15 protein-coding genes and 1 pseudogene are annotated in these 22,273 nt (G+C 27.1%); 14 read left to right on the top strand and 2 right to left on the bottom strand.

Annotated features, from left to right (window positions below; translation table 4 throughout):
* Positions 1 to 235: 235 nt before the first annotated feature.
* From MYPE_RS03405 to yqeH, 13 genes and pseudogenes are all read left to right on the top strand, one after another.
* Positions 236 to 1,297, top strand: a complete 1,062-nt coding sequence (locus tag MYPE_RS03405; protein WP_011077477.1) for a P35 family lipoprotein — start codon at positions 236 to 238, stop codon at positions 1,295 to 1,297.
* A gap of 380 nt (positions 1,298 to 1,677) precedes the next feature.
* A complete protein-coding gene (locus tag MYPE_RS03400) occupies positions 1,678 to 2,814 on the top strand; it encodes a P35 family lipoprotein (protein WP_011077476.1) in 1,137 nt (378 codons plus the stop codon).
* 289 nt (positions 2,815 to 3,103) lie between these two features.
* Positions 3,104 to 4,264 carry a P35 family lipoprotein gene (locus tag MYPE_RS03395; RefSeq protein WP_011077475.1) on the top strand — a complete coding sequence of 387 codons (1,161 nt, stop codon included), beginning with the start codon at positions 3,104 to 3,106 and terminating at the stop codon, positions 4,262 to 4,264.
* 311 nt (positions 4,265 to 4,575) lie between these two features.
* Positions 4,576 to 5,765: pseudogene (locus MYPE_RS05530) on the top strand (P35 family lipoprotein).
* Between the two features lie 316 nt (positions 5,766 to 6,081).
* Positions 6,082 to 7,266 carry a P35 family lipoprotein gene (locus tag MYPE_RS03380; RefSeq protein ID WP_011077472.1) on the top strand — a complete coding sequence of 395 codons (1,185 nt, stop codon included), beginning with the start codon at positions 6,082 to 6,084 and terminating at the stop codon, positions 7,264 to 7,266.
* A gap of 296 nt (positions 7,267 to 7,562) precedes the next feature.
* On the top strand, positions 7,563 to 8,552 hold the full coding sequence (locus MYPE_RS03375; RefSeq protein ID WP_011077471.1) for a P35 family lipoprotein: 990 nt from the start codon (positions 7,563 to 7,565) through the stop codon (positions 8,550 to 8,552).
* Entirely contained in the window at positions 8,518 to 8,727 is a 210-nt protein-coding gene (locus MYPE_RS05930; RefSeq protein WP_011077470.1) for a P35 family lipoprotein, read from the top strand. The genes MYPE_RS03375 and MYPE_RS05930 overlap by 35 nt, the downstream gene beginning before the upstream one ends.
* A gap of 294 nt (positions 8,728 to 9,021) precedes the next feature.
* A complete protein-coding gene (locus MYPE_RS03370) occupies positions 9,022 to 10,206 on the top strand; it encodes a P35 family lipoprotein (protein WP_011077469.1) in 1,185 nt (394 codons plus the stop codon).
* Between the two features lie 680 nt (positions 10,207 to 10,886).
* A complete protein-coding gene (parE, locus tag MYPE_RS03365; protein WP_011077468.1) occupies positions 10,887 to 12,782 on the top strand; it encodes a DNA topoisomerase IV subunit B in 1,896 nt (631 codons plus the stop codon).
* A 5-nt stretch (positions 12,783 to 12,787) separates the two neighbouring features.
* Entirely contained in the window at positions 12,788 to 17,233 is a 4,446-nt protein-coding gene (gene parC, locus MYPE_RS05705; protein ID WP_011077467.1) for a DNA topoisomerase IV subunit A, read from the top strand.
* A gap of 23 nt (positions 17,234 to 17,256) precedes the next feature.
* Positions 17,257 to 18,198 (top strand): GNAT family N-acetyltransferase, encoded by a 942-nt coding sequence (locus tag MYPE_RS03350; RefSeq protein ID WP_011077466.1) that lies wholly within the window; start codon positions 17,257 to 17,259, stop codon positions 18,196 to 18,198.
* Positions 18,199 to 18,201: 3 nt separating this feature from the next.
* Positions 18,202 to 18,801: a YqeG family HAD IIIA-type phosphatase gene (locus MYPE_RS03345; protein WP_011077465.1), complete on the top strand. Its 600-nt coding sequence runs from the start codon at positions 18,202 to 18,204 to the stop codon at positions 18,799 to 18,801.
* Positions 18,788 to 19,867: a ribosome biogenesis GTPase YqeH gene (yqeH, locus tag MYPE_RS03340; protein ID WP_044891281.1), complete on the top strand. Its 1,080-nt coding sequence runs from the start codon at positions 18,788 to 18,790 to the stop codon at positions 19,865 to 19,867. Before MYPE_RS03345 ends, yqeH begins: the two co-directional genes overlap by 14 nt.
* 1 nt (position 19,868) lies before the next feature.
* Here yqeH and MYPE_RS03335 read toward each other — a convergent pair whose 3' ends face one another.
* Positions 19,869 to 20,597 (bottom strand): nitroreductase family protein, encoded by a 729-nt coding sequence (locus MYPE_RS03335; RefSeq protein ID WP_011077463.1) that lies wholly within the window; start codon positions 20,595 to 20,597, stop codon positions 19,869 to 19,871.
* 181 nt (positions 20,598 to 20,778) lie between these two features.
* On the bottom strand, positions 20,779 to 21,306 hold the full coding sequence (locus MYPE_RS03330) for an NAD(P)H-dependent oxidoreductase (RefSeq protein ID WP_011077462.1): 528 nt from the start codon (positions 21,304 to 21,306) through the stop codon (positions 20,779 to 20,781).
* Between the two features lie 372 nt (positions 21,307 to 21,678).
* On the opposite strand from MYPE_RS03330, the gene MYPE_RS05435 reads away from it, so the two are divergent.
* On the top strand, positions 21,679 to 22,218 hold the full coding sequence (locus MYPE_RS05435; protein ID WP_011077461.1) for a hypothetical protein: 540 nt from the start codon (positions 21,679 to 21,681) through the stop codon (positions 22,216 to 22,218).
* The last annotated feature ends 55 nt before the right edge of the window (positions 22,219 to 22,273 follow it).

The following is a 22,273-nucleotide window of genomic DNA, read 5'->3' as shown; positions in this document are numbered from 1 at the left end:
TAACTCTACTTTTTTTGTTTTTGTTCATCTAACATATTTCATTTATATAACAAAAATAGCTAAGTTAGTTATTAATTGATACCTAAAAGACAATTAAACACATATATTTTTTGCACTTTGTTGAATTTTATTTAGAAATAATTCAAGTTATTTCTCCTAAGGTTTTTGTTATCTAGCTAGTAAATTTGTCTTTTTTAAATTTCAAATTTTGAAAGGTAATAATTATTAACTAAATATGAAAATTAAAAAAATTAAATTATTGAAAGCTCTTGCATTAACCGGGGCTTTTGGAATTGTTGCAACAGTTCCAGTAATTGTTTCATCTTGTTCTTCAACAAGTGATAACAATACAGGTGGAGATAGCAACACACAAACTCAAACTATTACTCCAGAATTGAGAGAGACAGTTAATTTGAGTGGTGCATTAACTGATATTTATGATTCAACTGGTGCACAAAATGCTAATCAAAAAATAGCTGCTGATATCAAAGAAAATCATTTAGGTGATGTATTTACAAATGGTGAAGCATTAAGTCAAGTAAGTGATTTAACTGTTACAGTTAATGGTAATTTTTCAAGAGACTCTTGAGCTGGATTAACTTTTAATGGGGAAACAGGTAATTGAGAAGATTCTGCAAATAATCAAAATAATATAACAATTGCTGAAGCTAATAAACTGGTTTATACTTCAGAAAGTGAACAAATAGATATTGAATCATTAAATGACCTTCATGAAAAATTAAGTGTCAGAGATACATTAAAAACAGCATTAGAAAATGCTGGAGTTGCTCAAATTCCTGAAACTACAACTTTAGCAATTAACAATAATCTTGGTTTTACTAATGGGGATTTGTTACATGTTAATGTTTCTGCTACTCCGACAGGTAGCAATCCAACTATAACAAACTATGACTTACAAATTCCGGTATCTAACCTTAATTTAGTGGTTCCTAATTTAACCATAACTGTATCTGGTACTAATGTTGGAGAAGCTAATAGAACTACAACTAACTTTAATTTCAATATTGGTATTAATGATACTGTGTCTGAAACGGATGAAAAGGGAGAATTAGCCGCAGATAACAGAAGTGCTAATGAAGCATTAGTTGCTTTAGGTTTAGCTACATCTTCTACTGATAGCGGAAACACAACATATACTATTGATAATGATGCAGTTTCAGCAGTGGTTGGTGTTTACAACTGTAATTTTGCATCACCTACAATTCAAGCTGTTGATGAAAGTGCAGGAACTTACACTATTACTCTTCAAGCAACACCATTAGATGGTTATGTTTAAGATGATGGAAGTACTGAAGCAAAACCGGTTACAATTAATGCAACTTTTACAGCTCCAGCAGCTCCCTAATAATATTAAATTATTAAAAAACAAACTATAAATTAAGTAATTAAACAAATAAAAAAGTAGAGTTAACGCTAATTAACTCTACTTTTTTTGTTCCTGCTTATTTAACATATTTCATTTATATATCAAAAATATTTAATATAGTTAACAATTAATTCTCAAAATAAAATAAATGACATATATTTTTTGCATTTAGTTTATCTTTTGTAGAAATAATTAGCGTTACTTCTACTAACTAATTTTTCCTTATTTAACTAGTAAATTTGTCTTTTTTAAAATTTCAAAATTTGAAAGGTAATAATTATTAACTAAATATGAAAATTAAAAAAATTAAATTATTGAAAGCTTTGGCTATGACCGGAGCTTTTGGAATTGTTGCAACAGTTCCAGTAATTGTTTCTTCTTGTTCTTCAACAAGTGATAACAATACAGGTGGAGATAATAATGGTGGAGGAAACACTCAAAACCAAACTATTAGTACTCAGTTAAGATCTTCTGTTACTTTATCTGGTGCTCTTTCTAATATTTACAATCCAACTAGTGGATCTAACACAAATACATTATTAGCGGCACAAATTAAAAGTAATCTAAATAGTGTGTTTGAAAATGGAGAAGCTTTAGCAAATGTAGATGATTTAGAAATTACTGTAAATGGTAACTTCCCTACAACTTCAGAATGAACTGGAACTACTGCTTTTGCAGGAAACAATGGGTGAAATGCAACTCAAGGTTTAACAGATGTTTTATATGATTGAAACACTGCAGCACTTAATATTTCTTCTTTAAATGATTTGAAAACTCAATTAACATCAGAAAAAATAACTAGCATTATAACTGAAGCAAGTAGTGCACCAGCTTCTGGAACAGTTTTTACAGTAGTTGAAAATTCTGCTTTAGGATTAACAAATAATGCTGACAGCATAGATGCAAATGCATCAAGAGACCTTTTACATATTCATGTAACTGGAACAGAAGGAAGTAATACTACAAATTATGATCTTCAAATCCCTGTATCTGATCTTAACTTAGTTGTTTCAGATTTAACTGTTACAGTAACTGGTACAAATGTTGAACAAACTGGTAGTACAACAACTAATTTTACTTACAACATTGGAATTAATGAAACTGCTAACTTTGTTCAACCAACTCAAGCTCCTAGTATTAATAGTGCAGATACAAATGGTGATGGAAATAAAGCTCTTGTAGCATTAGGTTATGCAAATGAAAGTGATGGAAATTATACATTAAACAATGAAGCGATTTCAGCTGGAATTGGTGTTTATAATTCTGAATTTTCTAACCCAACAATTGCTGCAACTCAAGGTGGTTCAAGTAACCAATTCACTATTACTTTAAGTGCTACACCTAAAGAAGGTTATGTATGAGAAGATGGAACAAGAGATGCAAAATCTATTTCATTCCCAGTTACTTTCACTGTAACAACAGCTTAAAATTAAGATTTTTAAACAAACTATAAATAATAAAAAAAGTAGAGTTAACTGAAATTAACTCTACTTTTTTGATTTTTATCTGCTTAACATATTTCATTTAAATACTAAATAGTCTTGATATTTCTAATAATTAATGACCTAAATGAAATAAAAGACAAAAAATATTTGCGCTTTGTTTTATTTTTTTGGAAATAATTTCAGTTATCTCTCCAAATTGATTTTCTGTTTAACAAGTAAATTTGTCTTTTTTAAATTTCAAATTTTGAAAGGTAATAATTATTAACTAAATATGAAAATTAAAAAAATTAAATTATTGAAAGCTTTGGCATTAACCGGGGCTTTTGGAATTGTTGCAACAGTTCCAGTAATTGTGTCAGCTTGTTCTTCAACAAGTGATAACAATACAGGTGGAAACACAGGTGGAGATGGAACACAAAATCAAACTATTAATCCAGAGTTAAGAGAAAGTGTTAATTTAAGTGGTGCATTATCAGATATTTTTGATTCAACAGGAGCACAAAATGCTAACCAAAAAATAGCTGCTGATATTCAACAAAATCATTTAAACGATGTATTTGTAAATGGACAAGAATTAAGTCAAGTAGAGGATTTAACTGTTAGTGTTACTGGTAATTTTTCAAGATCATCTTGAGATGGATTAACTTTTAATGGAGAAAGTGGGAATTGAGGTTCTGTGGGAGAAGACGGAAATATTACTGATAGTGTAAATATAGAAGAAGCTAACAAATTGATTTATACTTCTGAAAGTGAACAATTTGATATTAGTTCATTAGATGATTTCAAAACTAAATTATCAACTGGGGATAAATTAAAAACTGCTTTAGAAGCAGCAGGTGCTGGAACTATAGATAACACTACAACTTTAGCAGTTGCTAATAACATTGGTTTTACTGATGATGATTTATTGCACATTAATGTTACTGCTACACCAGCAGGTGATTCTCCTACTGTAACAAACTATGACTTACAAATTCCAGTATCTAACCTTAATATAGTAGTTCCTAATTTAACTATTACAGTAGCAGGTACTAATATTGGAGAAGCTAATAGAACTACAACTAACTTCAGCTTTAATATTGGTATAGATGATACAGTATCTGAAAGTAATGAAAGTGCTTCATTAGCTACAGCAAATAGAAATGATGCAAAACAAGCATTAGTGGCTTTAGGTTTAGCTTCTTCTTCAACTGAAGGGGGGAATACAACATACACAATTGATAATGATGCTGTTTCTGCAGTTGTAGGGGTTTATAATTGTAGATTTGATATTGATAGTGCTACAATTGCACCAGTTGGAGAGTCAAATGATAACTTCACTATTACTCTTCAAGCGACACCACTAGAAGGTTATGTTTGAGATGATGGAAGCAATGGATCTAAACCAGTTACAATTAATGCAACTTTTACAGCTCCAGCAACAGGGTCTTAATAAGTATAATTAATTCCTATAGTTAAGATAAGTATAAATTAACAACTAAAAAAGTAGAGTTAATAAGAATTAACTCTACTTTTTTTCATTTTTATCTATTTAACATATTTCATTTATATACCAAAAATAACTTAGATTGTTAATAATTAGTACTCAAAATGAAATAAAAGGCAAAAAATTTTTGTATTTAGTTTCACTTTTTTAGAAGTAATTCTTATTATCTCTACTTAGTAATTTTCATTTATTTAACTAGTAAATTTGTCTTTTTTATATTTCAAAATTTGAAAGGTAATAATTATTAACTAAATATTATGAAAATTAAAAAAATTAAATTATTGAAAGCTTTGGCTATGACCGGGGCTTTTGGAATTATTGCAACAGTTCCAGTAATTGTTTCATCTTGTTCTTCAACAAGTGATAACAATGGAGGAAATGGTGATACTAACCAAGGTGGAGAACAAAGTCAAACTATTATTCCACAAATAAAATCATCAGTTACATTATCTGGAGCTCTTACAGATATTTATAATCCAACAGATATTTCTAAAACAAATTCTTTAATAGCAGATGAAATAAAAAATAATCTTGCTGATGTTTTTGATAATGGATCTGATTTAACTAATGTTAGTGATTTAGAAGTTTCTGTCACACATACATTTCCAGCATCTACATGAACAGGATTAAGTTTTGATTCAACAAGCGGTAATTGAAAAGCTGAAGGTAGTTCAGGAAATGATGTAACAATTGACAATGCTAACAAATTAGTATATTCTTCAGAAAGTCAACTTAATATTTCATCACTAAGTGACTTAAAAACACAATTGGATGATACAAAACTTAAAGAATTTTAACTGATGCAAAAGTTACGCCAGCTGCTAATACTGTATATAGCGTAGCTAATTCATTAGGTTTTACTAATAAAGCTTTAGGTTCTGACAACAGAGATTTACTACATGTTAATGTTGTAGGGACTACTACAACAACAGGTGCAAATCCAACTACAACAACAACAAACTATGATTTGCAAATTCCTGTTTCAGATTTAAATTTAGTTATTTCTAATTTAAGTGTTACAGTAAAGGGAACTAATGTTACTGAAACAACATTAGAAACTAACTTTACTTATAATATTGGAATTAATTCTGCATCAAATTATGAAGAACCTACAAATAAACCTTCAATAACTCAAGCACAATCACAAACATTAGATGCTAATGTTATATTAGAAAAATTAGGTTATGTTACAGCATCAAGTGGGACACCTACTACATATACAGTAAACAATGACACAATAGTTAAGGCCTTAGGTGTTTACAATGTTACTTTTACTAATACAGGTGCAACAGTTACTGAAAAGACAGATGCTAATAATGCAGCAAATCAAAAAACATATACAATTACATTAAATGCCACTCCTAATGATGGGCACGTTTGAGAAGATGCTACTAACACTTCTAAACCTATAACATTTGATGCAATTTTAGGTATTACAACTGCTTAGTGATCTTGCATTTAAGTATAAATAAAATTAAATTCTAAAATTTAATAAACTAAAAAAGGTAGAGTTAATAGGTATTAACTCTACCTTTTTTATTTTTATCTATTTAACATATTTCATTTATATATCAAAAACAACTTAGATTACTAATAATTAATACTCAAAATGAAATATAAGACAAAAAATTTTTGCATTTTGTTTCTATTTTTTAGAAATAATACCTATTACTTCTACTTACTAATTTTCATCTATTTAACTAGTAAATTTGTCTTTTTTAAAATTTCAAAATTTGAAAGGTAATAATTATTAACTAAATATTATGAAAATTAAAAAAATTAAATTATTGAAAGCTTTGGCTATGACCGGAGCTTTTGGAATTGTTGCAACAGTTCCAGTAATTGTTTCAGCTTGTTCTTCAACAAGTGATAACAATACAGGTGGAAATGGTGGTACTGACCAAGGTGGAGGAAGTACTCAAACTGAAAAAGTAACTCCTACATTAAAAGATGAAGTTGATTTAAGTGGTTCATTAAGTAAAATTTTTGATACTACATCAGAAGCATCTAATAGAAAAACAACTGCTACTTTAATTTCAGATGACATTAAAGAAAACCCTGAAAATTATTTTACTAATGGTAATGATGAAAAAGTAAAAGAAGCTGTTAAAAATGCTAATGTAACAGTAAATGGAAACTTTTCTAATTCTGAATGAACAAAAGAAGGGTTACTTCCATTTGGAGAAGATGGGAATTGAAAAGATTCTACTACTACAGTAACTATTGAAGCTGCTAACAAACTGGTTTATGCTACAAGCTTAGATCAAATTAACATTTCTTCATTAAATGATTTAAAAACTCAATTAACTAAAGATAATGGATTAAAAAATATTTTAGAAAAATCTGGTGCATCTACTATAGCTGAAGGAACAACTCTTTCTATTGAAAATAGATTAGGTTTTACAGGTGGAGATTTACTTCATGTTAATGTAAAAGCAAAACCTACAACTGGAAATGAAACAAACTATGATCTTCAAATTCCAGTATCAGATATTAATTTATCAGTTCCAAGTTTAAGTATTGAAGTAACTGGTGATAATATCGAAGCAAGTAATAAAACAACAACTAAATATGATTTCAATATTGGAATAGACCCAGTTGTAAATAATTATAATCAAGGAAGTAAACCAACTGCAGCTACTGACTCTGATGTAAAGGTAAATCAAGTTCTTCAAGATTTAAAATTTGGAACTATTGATACACAAGATAATACTAAAATTAATTTAGATAATGAAGCATTAATTAAAGCACTTGGTATTTACAATGTTACTTTTTCAGCTGAAGGAGCTTCAATTAATAAGAAGTCAACAACTACAAGAGCAACTGATACTGTATTTACAGTAACTTTAAAAGCTACACCAACAGCTAACAAAAACTATGTTTGAGCTGATAATGGAAATAGTGAAGAAAGAGATATTACATTTGATGTAACACTTTCAATTGGATAATAATTGATAAGTTTACAAACAAACTATATAAGAAAAAGGTAGAGTTAACGAGAATTAACTCTACTTTTTTATTTTTTTATCTATTTAACATATTTCATTTATATACCAAAAATGTCTTAGATTGTTAATAATTAATACTCAAAATGAAATAAAAGACAAATATTTTTTGCATTTTGTTTTAAATTTGTAGAAATAATTCTCGTTATTTCTACTAACTAATTTTTATCTATTTAACTGGTAAATTTGTCTTTTTTATATTTCAAAATTTGAAAGGTAATAATTATTAACTAAATATTATGAAAATTAAAAAAATTAAATTATTGAAAGCTTTGGCTATGACCGGAGCTTTTGGAATTGTTGCAACAGTTCCAGTAATTGTTTCTTCTTGTTCTTCAACAAGTGACAACAATGGTAATGGAAATAATAATGGTGGACAAGGTGGAGACCAACAAACACAAACTACTATTAAGCCAGCAATCAAATCAGATGTACAATTAAGTGGAAAATTAAACAATATTTATGATGCATCTACAACAGATAGAAAAGATACTAATACTTTAATATCTGATGATATTAAAGCCAATCCAGATAAATACTTCACTAATGGCGCAGATATTAAAGATGCTATTAAAGATGCAAAAGTAACAGTTAATGGTAACTTTAGTGCTTCAGAATGAAATGATCAAGGTGCTAAAGAATATTCTGAATGATCTAAAGATGGTAACAACAATATTTCAAAAATCCTTTACCCAACTGAAGCTGCACAAATAGACATAGCTTCTTTAAATGAATTAAAAACTAAAACTTTTAAGGATTCTGAAACAATTAATAAATTTATAACTGATTCAAAAATAACTATTGCTAATTTAGCAAATATGCAAAATTTTAGAGTTGAAAATAAATTATATTTGTCTGATGAAGATTTATTGCATGTAAATTTAAAAGCTGACAATAAAACTGCTAATCAATCAGGTTTGAACTTAGATTTAGAAATACCAGTATCAAACATTAATTTAAAAACAACTCTTACTGTTTCAGTAGATGCAACTACAAATACTACTGGTAATAAAATAGAAGCAGTATCAGGTCTTACAACTAACTTTTCTTATAATATTGGAATTGATAGCACTGTAAAATTCACTGATCCTAAGACTTATCCAACAGTAACAACTGATGAAGCTAAAAAAGCAGAAACTGTATTAGAAAAATTAGGATATGCTACAAATACAAGTGGAAATATAACTTTGGATAATGATAAGATTTCTGCAGCAATTGGGGGTTTATAATTGTAAATTTACTGCAGTTTCAAGTGATCCAGATACTAGCGTTACAGCGGATGCTGGAAAAACTGCTTATAAAGTTGTTTTAAGTGCTGAACCATATGACTCAAATTATGTTTGAGATGATGGTACAACAGATGCTAAGCAAGTTAGCTTTACTGTTCAATTAACAGTTAGTTAGTCTTTTTGTAAATAAAAATAAACAAACTATATAAAAAAAGTAGAGTTAACAGGAATTAACTCTACTTTTTTATTTTTATCCATTTAACATATTTCATTTATATATCAAAAATGGCTTAGATTGTTAATAATTATTATCAAAAATGAAATAAAAGACATATATTTTTTGCATTTTCTTTCCTATTTCTTAGAAATAATTCCTGTTAGGTCTACTTAATAATTTTCATCTATTTAACTAGTAAATTTGTCTTTTTTAAAATTTCAAAATTTGAAAGGTAATAATTATTAACTAAATATGAAAATTAAAAAAATTAAATTATTGAAAGCTCTTGCATTAACCGGAGCTTTTGGAATTGTTGCAACAGTTCCAATAATTGTTTCTTCTTGTTCTTCGACAGGTGATAACAATGGAGGAAGTGGAGACAATAACAATGGTAATCAAGGTGGCCAAGATGGACAACAAACTGAAAAGGTTACACCTGAATTAAAATCAGAAGTTTCTTTATCAGGATCACTTGATAAAATTTATGACTCTTCTACAAAAGATAGAAAAACTACTAACCAATTAATTGCAGATGATGTTAAAGCTCATCCAGAAAATTATTTTACTAATGGTGATAAAACTGAAGTAAAAGAAACTATTAAAAATGCAACAGTAACAGTAGATGGTAAATTCACTACAGAAGAAACTGAATCCCCTTGAAAAGATGTTGCGTATCTTGATGAATCTTCTGATGCAAACAAAACTGATGCAAACAAAAGTTGAAGTGCTACAAAAGATTTAAAACCTGTTCTTTTTCCAACAACATCAGACCAAATTGATATTAAGTCATTAGATGATCTTCATTCTAAATTAAATGAGGCTAAATTAAAAGAAGTATTTACAAATGCTAAAATTGCAAATGCAGATAAAACAACTTTCACTGTTAAAAATAAATTAGGATTTACAAATAGTGATTTAATTCATGTTAATGTTGAAGGGGATAATAGTGGAACTAAAACTCAGTATGATCTTCAAATTCCAACATCAGACATTAATTTATCAGTTTCTGATTTATCAATAAAAGTTGAAGGAACTAATATTGAAGCACAAGAAAAAACTTCAACTAAATTTGATTTCAACATAGGAATTGATTCTAAAGAAAATTTTAATCAAGGTTCTACTGAAATCGCTTACAATACAAAAGATTTAGTAAAAGTTGATGAAGTTTTAGAAAAATTAGGGTTTGCTAAAAAGAATGGAAGCAGTACTGAACTAGATAATGATGCAATAATAAAAGGTTTAGGTATCTATAATGTTAATTTCTCAGGTCAAGAAATTAAAGAAAAAACAGTTACTACTAGAGAACAAAAAGATACTACTTATACTGTTAGTCTAAAAGCTAAACCAACTAGCAATAAATATGTTTGAGCAGATGATTCAACATCTGATGAAAAAACCATCTCTTTTGATGTAACAATCAAAATTGGAACAAAATAGTATTTAATTTAAACAAACTATAAAAGGTAGAGTTGATAAACAACTCTACTTTTTTAATGTTCTAATTATTTGATGTTTTTAGAACTAATGATTTTTTAATAATTTCTATATAGTTGTTTCTAAAAGGATGTTTAAAATAAAGTTTTTATCTAGTTAATGTTAGAAAAATATTGTTGATTCACAAACTTTCTATAGAGTTTAAACCATATAAAATGTTATATATTTAATGATTTTTTAACACTAAATAAAACCTTTTTTCTAGCTTAAAATTACTTAAAATTTTCTTAATAAATTACCCCTAAAAATCACTAAAAAATGACCCTAAAAACACTAAAAATCAGGAGAAACTAAAAACTATCATATTTTTTAAAAAATTATTTATTTTTTTAAATTAATTTATAAAAAAATATGCAAAAATAATAAAAATTGCACTTTTTTTTAACTTTTTGATTAAAGGCTATTAAGTTAATGTTAAATTTTATAGGTATTATAATTATTTTCATTAATTCTTTTTTGTTATTTTTATATACAATGTAATTAACAAATGAGATAAGGTTATAATAACTATTATTTATAAAGCATCTATAAGTGAACTTTACTAATAATATGAGTTTATTAAAGTAGTAATCTTTTTACTAAGTTTTACTTTTACTTTTCTTGCTAGAAAGGATTGGCAATCTATGAATAGCTATAAAGAGTCGGATATTAAAGTCCTTGAAGGACTAGACCCTGTACGGAAAAGACCGGGGATGTATATTGGTTCTACCGATCAAAGAGGACTACATCATTTAATTTGAGAAATACTTGATAATGCTGTTGATGAAGTAATGGCAGGTGTTTGTGACACTATTAAAATGACTTTACATAGAGATGGTTCATTTTCTGTAGAAGATAATGGTAGAGGGATTCCAACAGGGATTCACCCTAAAACTAAAATGTCTACAGTAGACACTGTTTTTACAACTCTACATGCTGGTGGTAAGTTTAGTGATAGTGCTTATAAAATGTCAGGTGGTTTACATGGGGTAGGTAGCTCTGTTGTAAATGCTTTAAGCTCATATTTAACTGTAACTGTAAAAAGAGATGGGAAAATCTATGAATCTCAATATGTAGATGGTGGAAAGATTAAACAAAAATCTCATATCATTGGATCAACTAATAGAACTGGTACTACTGTTAGATTTTTACCAGATGCTTCTATTTTTAAAAATATTGCCTTTAGTCCTTCAATTATCTTTGAAAGAGTCCAAGAGACTTCTTTCTTATTTAAAGGGTTAAAAATTATTTTTGAAAATGAGTACACTAGAAAAGTAGATACTTTCTTAGCTCAAAATGGAATTAGTGAATTTGTATCTTTTATTAGTTCAAATCAGAAAACAATTTCTGAAGTTATTTATATTGAAGGTAAAGAGCAAGATATTGAAGCAGAAATTGCTTTTCAATATAATGACTCAAACTCTGAAACTTTTGTTTCTTTTGCAAACTCTGTAAAAACTAAAGAAGGTGGAACTCATGAGACTGGGTTTAAAACTGCACTAACAGAAACTTTAAATGATTATGCAAGAAAGTGAAAGTTATTAAAAGATAAAGAAAAAAACTTTGAAGGAAGTGACTTTAGAGAAGGATTAGTTTGTGTAATAAGTGTTAGAATTCCAGAACGTCTAATTTCTTATGAAGGACAAACTAAGAATAAACTATTCACTCAAGAAGCATATTCAGTTGTTAAAAATATAGTTAAAACTAAATTTACTTACTGACTAGAAGAAAATAAGAAAGATGCTAAAACAATCATTGAAAAAGCTTATCTTTCTAGAGAAGCTAGAATTGCAGCAAAAAAAGCAAGAGAAGAAGTTAAACAATTAAAAGGTCAAAAGAAAGAAAAAATTCTTTCTGGTAAACTTACACCTTGTCAATCTAAAGATAAAACAATTACTGAATTATTTTTAGTTGAGGGGGACTCAGCTGGTGGTAGTGCAAAATTAGGAAGAGATAAAAGATATCAAGCAATCTTACCTTTAAAAGGTAAAGTTATTAATGTTGAAAAAGCAATGTTAAAAGACTTATTAAAGAATGAAGAAATAAGTACTATTATTTCTTCAATTGGTGGAAGTATTGGTTCAGATTTTTGCTTACCTGATGTTAAATATAGCAAAATCATTATTATGACAGATGCAGATACTGATGGAGCACACATTAGAATCTTGCTTTTAACTTTCTTTTATCGTTACATGAAAGAATTGATTGAAAGTGGTAGGGTTTATATTGCTCTTCCACCTTTATATAAATTCACTAATACTAAAAATAAAAAAGAATTTTATGTTTGAGAAGATTATGAATTAGAAGAACTTAAAAAAGATAATCCAAACTATGAAATTCAAAGATATAAGGGATTAGGTGAAATGAATGCAGATCAATTATGAGATACTACAATGGATCCTGAGACTAGACAATTAATTCAAGTTTCAATTGAAGATGCTGCTTTAACTGAAAGAAGAGTTTCAATTCTAATGGGAGATGATTCTAGTAAGAGAAAAGAATGAATTACAGATAATGTTGACTTTGAAATGGAGGGTTAGAATTTATGAGTAAGCAAAATGATAAAATATGAAACCGTTCATTAGATGACATCATGTCTGAAAGTTTTGGTAAGTATGCCAAATACATTATTCAAGATCGTGCTCTTCCTGATGTTAGGGATGGATTAAAACCAGTTCAAAGAAGAATTTTACATGCCATGAATGAGTTAAAAATTCATCATGATAAACCTTATAAAAAGTCAGCTAGAACTGTTGGAGAAGTTATTGGGAAATACCACCCACATGGTGATAGTTCAATTTATGAAGCAATGGTGAGAATGTCACAAGAGTGAAAAAACAACTTACCATTACTTGATATGCAAGGAAATAAGGGTTCAATTGATGGTGACTCTCCAGCTGCGATGAGATATACTGAGTGTCGTTTATCTAAATTTGGTCAAACTATCCTAAAAGACATAGATAAAAACACTGTTAAATTTATTAATAACTTTGATGATTCTGAACAAGAACCTACTGTTTTACCATCTTTATTACCAAACATCTTAATTAATGGGGCTACAGGGATTGCTGCAGGTTATGCTACAAACATTCCCCCATTCAACCCGAGTGAAGTAATAGATGGAACAATTTATAGAATTTTAAGACCTGAATCTAGTCTTGCAGAACTTGCAAAAATTATTAAAGGACCAGATTTCCCAACTGGTGGAATTATTCAGGGAAAAGAATTTATCCAAGAGATTTATAAAACTGGAAAAGGTAAATTCTTTATTAGAGCAAAGATTGAAGAAGAACCAACTAAAAGTACTAAAAATGTAAAAAGACTTATTGTTAAAGAAATTCCATATGATACTAATAAGTCAGCAATTGTTAAGTCTTTAGATGAAATCAAATATAATAATGAGTTACCTGGATTTAAAGAAGTAAGAGATGATTCTGATAAAAATGGTATTTCTATTGTATTAGAGTTTGATACTGAAAAAGATTTAGAAATTATTAAAACATTTTTATATAAGAAAACTCAATTACAAATTTCTTACAATGCTAATATGGTTTTAATTAAAGATAGAAAACCAGTACAAGCAGGATTGTTAGAAATTTTAGATTCTTTTATTGAACATGCTAATAATGTAGTTATAAAAGCTGCACAATATGATTTAGAAAAATCATTATTAAGAAAAGAAATTATTGAAGGTTTAATTAAAGCGATTAGTGAAATTGATGTTTTAGTAAACCTAATTAAGTCTTCAGTTAGTAAAGAAGAAGCAAAACTTAAAATTCAAGATTATTTTAAAGTTAATGAGAGACAATCTGAAGCAATTGTTAATTTAAGATTGTATGTTTTAACTTCTTTTGATACTGAAAAACTAAAAAAAGAATATGAAGAATTATTAGAATTTATTAAAGAAAAAGAACTGATTATTAACTCAGTTCCATATCGTAATAAATTCATTGTTTCAATTTTAGAAAACCATAAAAAGAGCTTTGGATATAAGAGAAGATCTTTAATTGAAAATGAAGTAGAAGAATTAGAAATTGAAACTGTTGATATTGTTGAAGAAAGAAATGGGACATGTATTGTTACCAGAGACAACTATATTAAGTTTATTGATGATGTTTCAATTGAAGAACTAGATCTTTCAAAAGCAAAAATTAAAGATGCTGATATTCCAGTTGATATCTTTAGATTATCAACTTTAGATCATTTAGTGTGTTTAACAAACCGTGGAAAAATGATTACAATTCCGGCATATAAAATCAAAATGACAAAACTTAAAGATAATGGTGTTCATATTAATGAATTAATCACAATTGATTCATTTGAAAAAACTATTTTAGCTTTTGGTGTGTCAAAATATTCAGATATCAATACTGAAATTCTGGTTGCTACTAAAAACTCTTTAATTAAAAGAATTAGTTTAGAAGATATCAATTTATCTAAAAATGCAAAATCTTCAACTTATGTTAGTTTAAAGGGTGGCAACGATGATGTAGTAAGTGCTTATATTCTTAAAAAAGAATATTCTGAGGTTGTTAGTGTTACTCAAAATGGATATGCAACAAGATACAAAATTGATGAAATTCCATTAGTTGGTAGAACTGCAGCTGGTGTTAAAAACATGTCTTTAAAAGACAAAGATTTAATGGCATTTACTGTTCCAATTCCTAAACATGAAAACTTCTTATTTTTCATTTCAAATAGAGGTGCTAAAAGAATTCATATCAATGACATTGTTGTAACTAGTAGATCAAAACTTGGTAAAAGAATTTTCCAACAAATCGATTCAAACCCTTATATTGTAAATTCTGGATTTATGGTAGGTGGTAGAAGCAATGTTTTCATGTTGTTAGAGTCAAATGAATTAGTGAGCTTAAAAGTTGCTGAAATCCCAATTACTGAAGCTGATTCTAGAATGAATTTAATTACTAAAATTGGTAAGTCTTCAATTTTAAAAGGAACTTATTTAACTATTAATAAATCTCATATTGAAACTAGTCAAACAAATAATTTCTTAACACTTAATAGTGAAAAATCTTCTTCTAGTGAATTAAAAGAAAATAGTGATGATAATGAGGATGATGAGCACCACTTTGTTGAAGATGATGTGGAAATTATCCCAATTGAAAAATTAAAAAAACAATTAGAAAAACAACAACCTAAAGAAAATGAATTTGAATCTTCTACTAATTTTAATATTTTAGAAGAGATGGAAAAAAATAAAAATAGTAGCAAATCAAATACTAAAAAAGAAATAGAACCATCTATTGAAAAAGTTGAAGAAAAAACTGAAGATAATCAGATTCAAGAAGAAGAGTTAGAAAATAATTCTGATGAAATAATAGAAGAATCTGATAATGAAGAATTAGCTTTAGAAGATGCTGAAGAAGAGAATGAAGATAACAATTCAGATGAATCTGATGATGATATCAAAATAACTGAAAGTGAAGATTCTGAAGATGATAATTCAGAAGACTATGAGTCTGATGATGAAAATGATGAATTAGAAGATTCTACAGAAGAAACTGAAGATGAAGAATATTATGATGATTCAGAAGAATCAGAGGATGAAACTGAAATAACTGAAAGTGAAGATTCTGAAGATGATAATCAAGATGAATCTTATGATGAAGAAGATGATTCTGAAGAAACTGAAGACTATGAGTCTGATGATGAAAATGATGAGGAATACTCTGATGATTCAGAAGAAACTGAAGATGAAGAATATTCTGATGAAGAAAATGATGACGAATCAGAAGATTCAGAAGAAAACAGTGAAGATGATTCTGAAGAGCTTTATGATGAATCAGATGAAGATAGTGAATCATATGATGAAGAAACTGAAGGCTATGAATCTGATGATGAAAATGATGAGGAATACTCTGATGATTCAGAAGAAATAGTAGATGAATCTTATGATGAAGAAGATGATCCTGAAGAAACTGAAGACGAATCAGAAGATTCAGAAGAAAACAGTGAAGATGATTCTGAAGAACTTTATGATGAGTCAGATGATGAAGAAACTGAAGACTATGAATCTGATGATGAAAATAATGAGGAATACTCTGATGAATCAGAAGAAATAGAAGATGAATTTTATGATGAAGAAGATGATCCTGAAGAAACTGAAGATGAAGAATATCCTGATGATGAATCAGATGATTTAGATATCTCAGATGAAGATGAAAATGAAGATAATGATTCAGATGAATCTGAGGATGAAACTGAAATAACTGAAATTAAAGATTCTGAAGATGATAATTCAGAAGACTATGAGTCTGATGAATTAGAAGATTCTACAGAAGAAACTGAAGATGAAGAATATTCTGATGATTCAGAAGAAAATAGTGAAGATGATTCTGAAGAACTTTATGATGAATCAGATGAAGATAGTGAATCAGATTATGAAGAAACTGAAGACTATGAATCTGATGATGAAAATGATGAGGAATACTCTGATGATTCAGAAGAAATAGAAGATGAATCTTATGATGAAGAAGATGGTTCTGAAGAAACTGAAGATGAAGAATATTCTGATGAAGAAAATGATGACGAATCAGAAGATTCAGAAGAAAACAGTGAAGATGATTCTGAAGAACTTTATGATGAATCAGATGATGAAGAAACTGAAGACTATGAATCTGATGATGAAAATGATGAGGAATACTCTGATGATTCAGAAGAAATAGAAGATGAATCTTATGATGAAGAAGATGATTCTGAAGAAGAAACTGATGACGAATCAGAAGATTCAGAAGAAAATAGTGAAGATGATTCTGAAGAACTTTATGATGAATCGGATGAAGATAGTGAGTCAGATGATGAAGAAACTGAAGATGAAGAATATTCTGATGATGATTATGAAGAAGAATTAGAAAATGAATTTGAAGAAGATGAATCTAGTGATGAAGATGAAGAAGAAAGTGAATTTTCTTTTGATGATCTAAATGATATGGAAGAAGATGACTTAGATGATGAGGATAATGAAGATTAACAATCTTTTTTATAAGTAAGACTATGGATTCAAATTTTAAAGTTTTAAATAAAATATCAAAAAAAGCTAGAACAATTATTGTTCTATCTTATTTTTTTATCTTCCTAGCTGTTATATTTGCAATAATTGGTATTGCTGTTTATAAAAAGGAATTTATTGAAAATCCTTTTTATTTTATTGCTTTGATATTATCTGTTATATCTGTAGTTTCTATTTATCTTTCAACTTGAATCTTAAGAAATAAAGCTTTTAAAACAATTGAAAAAATAGATGTTTTTGGAAATGATTTTGTAGATGATTTAGAAAAAATATTTTGAGGTCCACTAAGTACATGAAATAGAATCATTAAAAAAATTAAGATAATAAATGACAGTATCAACAACTTATCTGATGAAGAACTTAAACAGCTAAATAACGAATTAAAAGATAAGAATTCAAAAAAAGATAAAAAAAATATTAGCGATCAAAAAATTCTAGAATCTGAAAGATTGTATGTAAGACATTTTGATGAGAAAGATTTAGAGACTGTTTATAAATACAGAAATGATAAAGAATGTTATCAGTACCAGTCATATAGTTCATTTGAAAAAAATGACTTACTAAAAATGTTCAATGAAAATAAAGCCAAAGGCTTATATAGTGAAGCAGCAAATTTTGCTTTAGTGTTAAAAGAAACAGATGAATTGGTTGGTGAAATTTTTGTATCTAAAAAAAATGTAGGTAAAGAATATTTTATTGGGTTTACTGTAATGCCAAAATTTCAAAGGAATGGGTATGCTTTTGAAATTATTTCTGAATTATTGGTAGAGGTTGCTCCAAAACTGGATAAATATACTTTCTTCTGTACGGTTTATGAACAAAATATTAAATCGGTTAATTTGATTAAAAAATTAGAATTTAAATATGATTCATTTTTTTATGATGAAAAAGGAAGAATATTAGTTTATAAAAAAACTTATAATTAATTTATGAAAAAAATAAATACTTTTTGATTAAATTATTTAAGACCTAATTTATTTGTTAGAGACATTTCAGAAATTAATTTAGAGTCATTAAGAATTAGTGATATTAAGTTAATTGTTTGTGATCTTGACAATACTTTAGTTCCTTATTTTACAAGGTACCCAAATAAGTTTGCTTTTGATTTTATTAATAAAGCAAAGCAAATGGGATTTAGTATTTTAATAGCTTCTAACAATACTAAAAAAAGAGTTTCTACATTTGTTAAAAAATTAGAAGAAACCTCAAGTATTGAAGGACATTTGTGAAGCTGTAAAAAACCAGTTGCTTTCAAAATTATTAAGTGAATTAAAGAAAATGGTTTTTCTTTTGATCAAACTGTTTTTATAGGTGATCAATTTTTAACTGATGTTTTGCTTGCGAATAGAGTAAAATCAAAAAGTATTTTAGTGTTTCCTTTAACTGATTCTAAAAACAATTCTGACATTAATATTTTTTTCAAATTAATTGAAAAATTTATTTATAAAAAATTATCTCAAGAAAATGTTTTGAATCAATATGATGTAACACTAGGTGAATTAGAGGATTATGAAGATGAATTACTATAATAAAAAATGTTTAGGATGTGGAGAATTTTTTTCTAAAGATGAAAAAAGCCCAAGTTATGTAAAAGAAGCCAAAGAAAACACACTTTATTGTCAAAGATGTTTTAGACTAAAAAATTATGGTGTTTTAGATAATAGTAATATTGATGATGCTTTCATTGAAAATAATTTATCTTCAATTGATTTTTCACTTGGTTCAATTATTTTAGTTGTTGATGTTTTTAATATTGAGGATTCACTAATTGATGAATTTAAAAATAATAAAAATGTTTTACTAGTGATTAATAAAATTAGTTTTTTTAATATGTTTAAAAACATTTTGTCAGTTACTGAAAGAATTAAATCATATATAAAAAAACTAGGATGAAATCAACAAGTAATTTTTTATGATTCTGTTAATAAATTTAATATCAAAAATATTAATGCATGAATCGAAAAAGAAGCTAAAGCAAAAAAGAAAGTTTATATTGTTGGAAAAACAAATGTTGGTAAATCTTCTTTAATAAATGCTTTACTGAAGTTCAATGACAAAGATCCTTGTTTATCTGTAAGCCCTATAAAAAACACAACTGTTAATTTAAGAAAAATTGAACTTAGTAAATACAGCAGTGTAATTGATACTCCAGGTTTTCAGAATGAAAATAATTTCCTATCAATAATAAAACAAAATAATAAATTAAACTTTAAAAAAATGGTTCTAAAGTCTTTTGCTTTAAAAGATGATAACCAAGTTTTCTTTTTAGAAAACATAGCTAGAATTGAATGTAGTGAAATCCAAAAAGGGTTAAATAGTTCAATTTCATTTTTAATTATTGATAAGTTTAATATTCACAGAACTAATATTAAAAATAAAGAAAAAATTTTAAATAAAGCTAATGAAATGTTTAATATTTTTTTAGATGATAAATACAAACTTAAAGAAATTATTTTTAGTAATTTAGAAAAAGATATTAAATATACAATGTTTCTTAATGGGCTTGGAATTATGTCAATAAAAAATGTTCAGGAAATTAAAGTCTTTTTCCCTGAACATTTTAAGGTTGAATTAATTAAAGAATTTATTATTTAAATTATTTTAACCCTCAAGTTTTTTTGATGAAAGCATCAACTGGCGCTGCTTTTTCTGTTCCATTAATAAATGGATTTAAACAAGTTTGTGATCAAGTAGAATTCTTTGCATTTGCATTTCTTGAATCATAGTATGTAAGCATATCTTTATCATATACATCAACTTCTTGTTTTAATTGATTGATATTATATTTTTGTTTATAAACATGATTAATTTTAGGTTTGATCTCATTTTGTGATTCAATATATCCAATTGTTAAACCAATTATAGGAACAATGTTCCCTTCTAAATTTAAAGTTTCTTTGATTGCTTCTAAACTTGCTCTTACCATCCCAATATAACAAGCACCTAAACCTAATTGTAATGCTGCATTATATGCAAAAGAAGCTGCTATAAAAGCATCTCCAGATGCTGTTAAAAAGTTATTTAAATTATCTGTTCTGATTTCTTTGTTTTCTTTTAAAGCAACATGATTAAGTCTATTGTTGTCTGCACAAAAAATAATAAACAATGGTGCATTTACAATGTGAGATTGTGTTTCTAATCCCATTGAGATTTTTTGTCTTAATTCTTTATCTTCTACTATTATTGCAGAAAAATCTTGAGAATTAGTACTTGTAGGTGAACTGTTAATAACCTTGATTAAATAATCAATTTTTTCTTGTTCAATAGCTGTGTTTTTATAATTTCTTTCTAATCTTCTTTTTAAAATATTTTCTATTACTTGCATAACTTTTTCCTTTCAATTCGATATAATAAAAAATAACTTTTAAAATCAGTTTATTCTAAAAGTCAGGTAATTATTTTAATACTTGTTTTAATAAATTATTAAAATATTTTTAGGTATTCAAATGATAAAAAATTAAAAACTCACCAACTAAAAATTGGTGAGTTTTTATCTATTAATATTTTTACATTTTATTAATGAATTCTAAATATTGTTTAGAACTATCCACAATAATGCTTGTGTCATTGAATTCCACACCAACATCATAAATTGCATGAATTCCTTTAAAATTTGCTTGCACAAATCCACAAGAAGCAATGAATGGTTTTAAGATTTTATCTAATGAATTTTCATTTTGATAAAAATTAATTGGTGCACCTAAGGATACTGCAAAACCTATATTTTTGTTAACAAGTTTTTTTCCATTACTTCCATATGCTCAACCATATGTATAAACTTTATCAAATCATTCTTTTAATAAACTTGGACAATTAAATCAGTAAATTGGAAATTGGTAAATGATGTTATCATATTGTTCAAGTAATTTTTGTTCATTCTCAACATTTATTTTGTAATCTGGATATAAATCATAAAGATTGTGAATTTTGATATTGCTATCAAATTTTGATAAATTATCTAATCAACCTTTATTAGCTTTACTATTTTTTAAATTAGGGTGTGCAACCACAATAATTGTTTTTTTAGTACTCATAATTTCTCCTTATATTTTTTCAGACAAATATTAGTATATTACTTAAACCACAGTTTAAGTCAATATCATTTATTTTTTTTAAATGAGAAATTTAAATTATTTTTTGATGTGCTATTTGAGTATTTTTTAAAAAAATAGTTAAAAATTTTAAAAAAATGACACTTTTTTTATGACATTTGCCCCAAAAATTTACAGACATATAATAGAGAGGTAAAAAACGGGGATTAAAATTGTTAATATTTTTTATCCAATTACTAAACTATAAAAATTAATAATTTGTTTTAAAACAAACAAAGCCAAATTATCTAATACATATAGTTAATTAATTTACCACTCATCAATAGATTTAATTTACAAAGGAATCAAAAAATTATGAATGACAAATTTAATAACAACCAAAAAATAAATTCTGATTCAGGGTCTTTTACTGGTCCTTTAAAAGAAAAAGATTTTGTTAGAAAAATAAAAGGTTGTAAAATTGTAAATGTTAGAGATTTTGAAGAATCATTCAATGTTTATGAAAATGAATCTGAAAATGAAATAACTGAAACAACTTATATTAAAGGATATGTGGAAATGGTAGTTAGTAGAAAATATCAAAAACCTATTATTTTAGGACCAACAGATGGTCGTGGTGGTGGCACTATTTGTGGAGGCGATGCCCATGATGAAATTAATAAAAAATTAGATTATCTTATTGATGAAATGAAAGAAATGAAACAAGATATTAAAATTCTTAAAGAAGACGTTGCTGTTCTTAAGGAAGACGTTGCTGTTCTTAAAGAAGATGTTGCTGTTCTTAAAGAAGATGTAACTATTCTTAAAGAAAAAGTTTCAGTTCTTGAAGCAGATATGGCAGATGTAAAAGCCGGCAAATACTGCAAGAGCCATAATTCACCTGACTTTGTTTAATATATAAGTTTACAACCTTTAATAACCTTAATGATAACAACTATTCACTTAGTTG

This window comes from Malacoplasma penetrans HF-2, from assembly GCF_000011225.1.
Lineage (GTDB): Bacteria > Bacillota_I > Bacilli_A > Mycoplasmatales > Mycoplasmoidaceae > Malacoplasma > Malacoplasma penetrans.
This window is presented reverse-complemented; position numbering and strand designations above follow the sequence as displayed.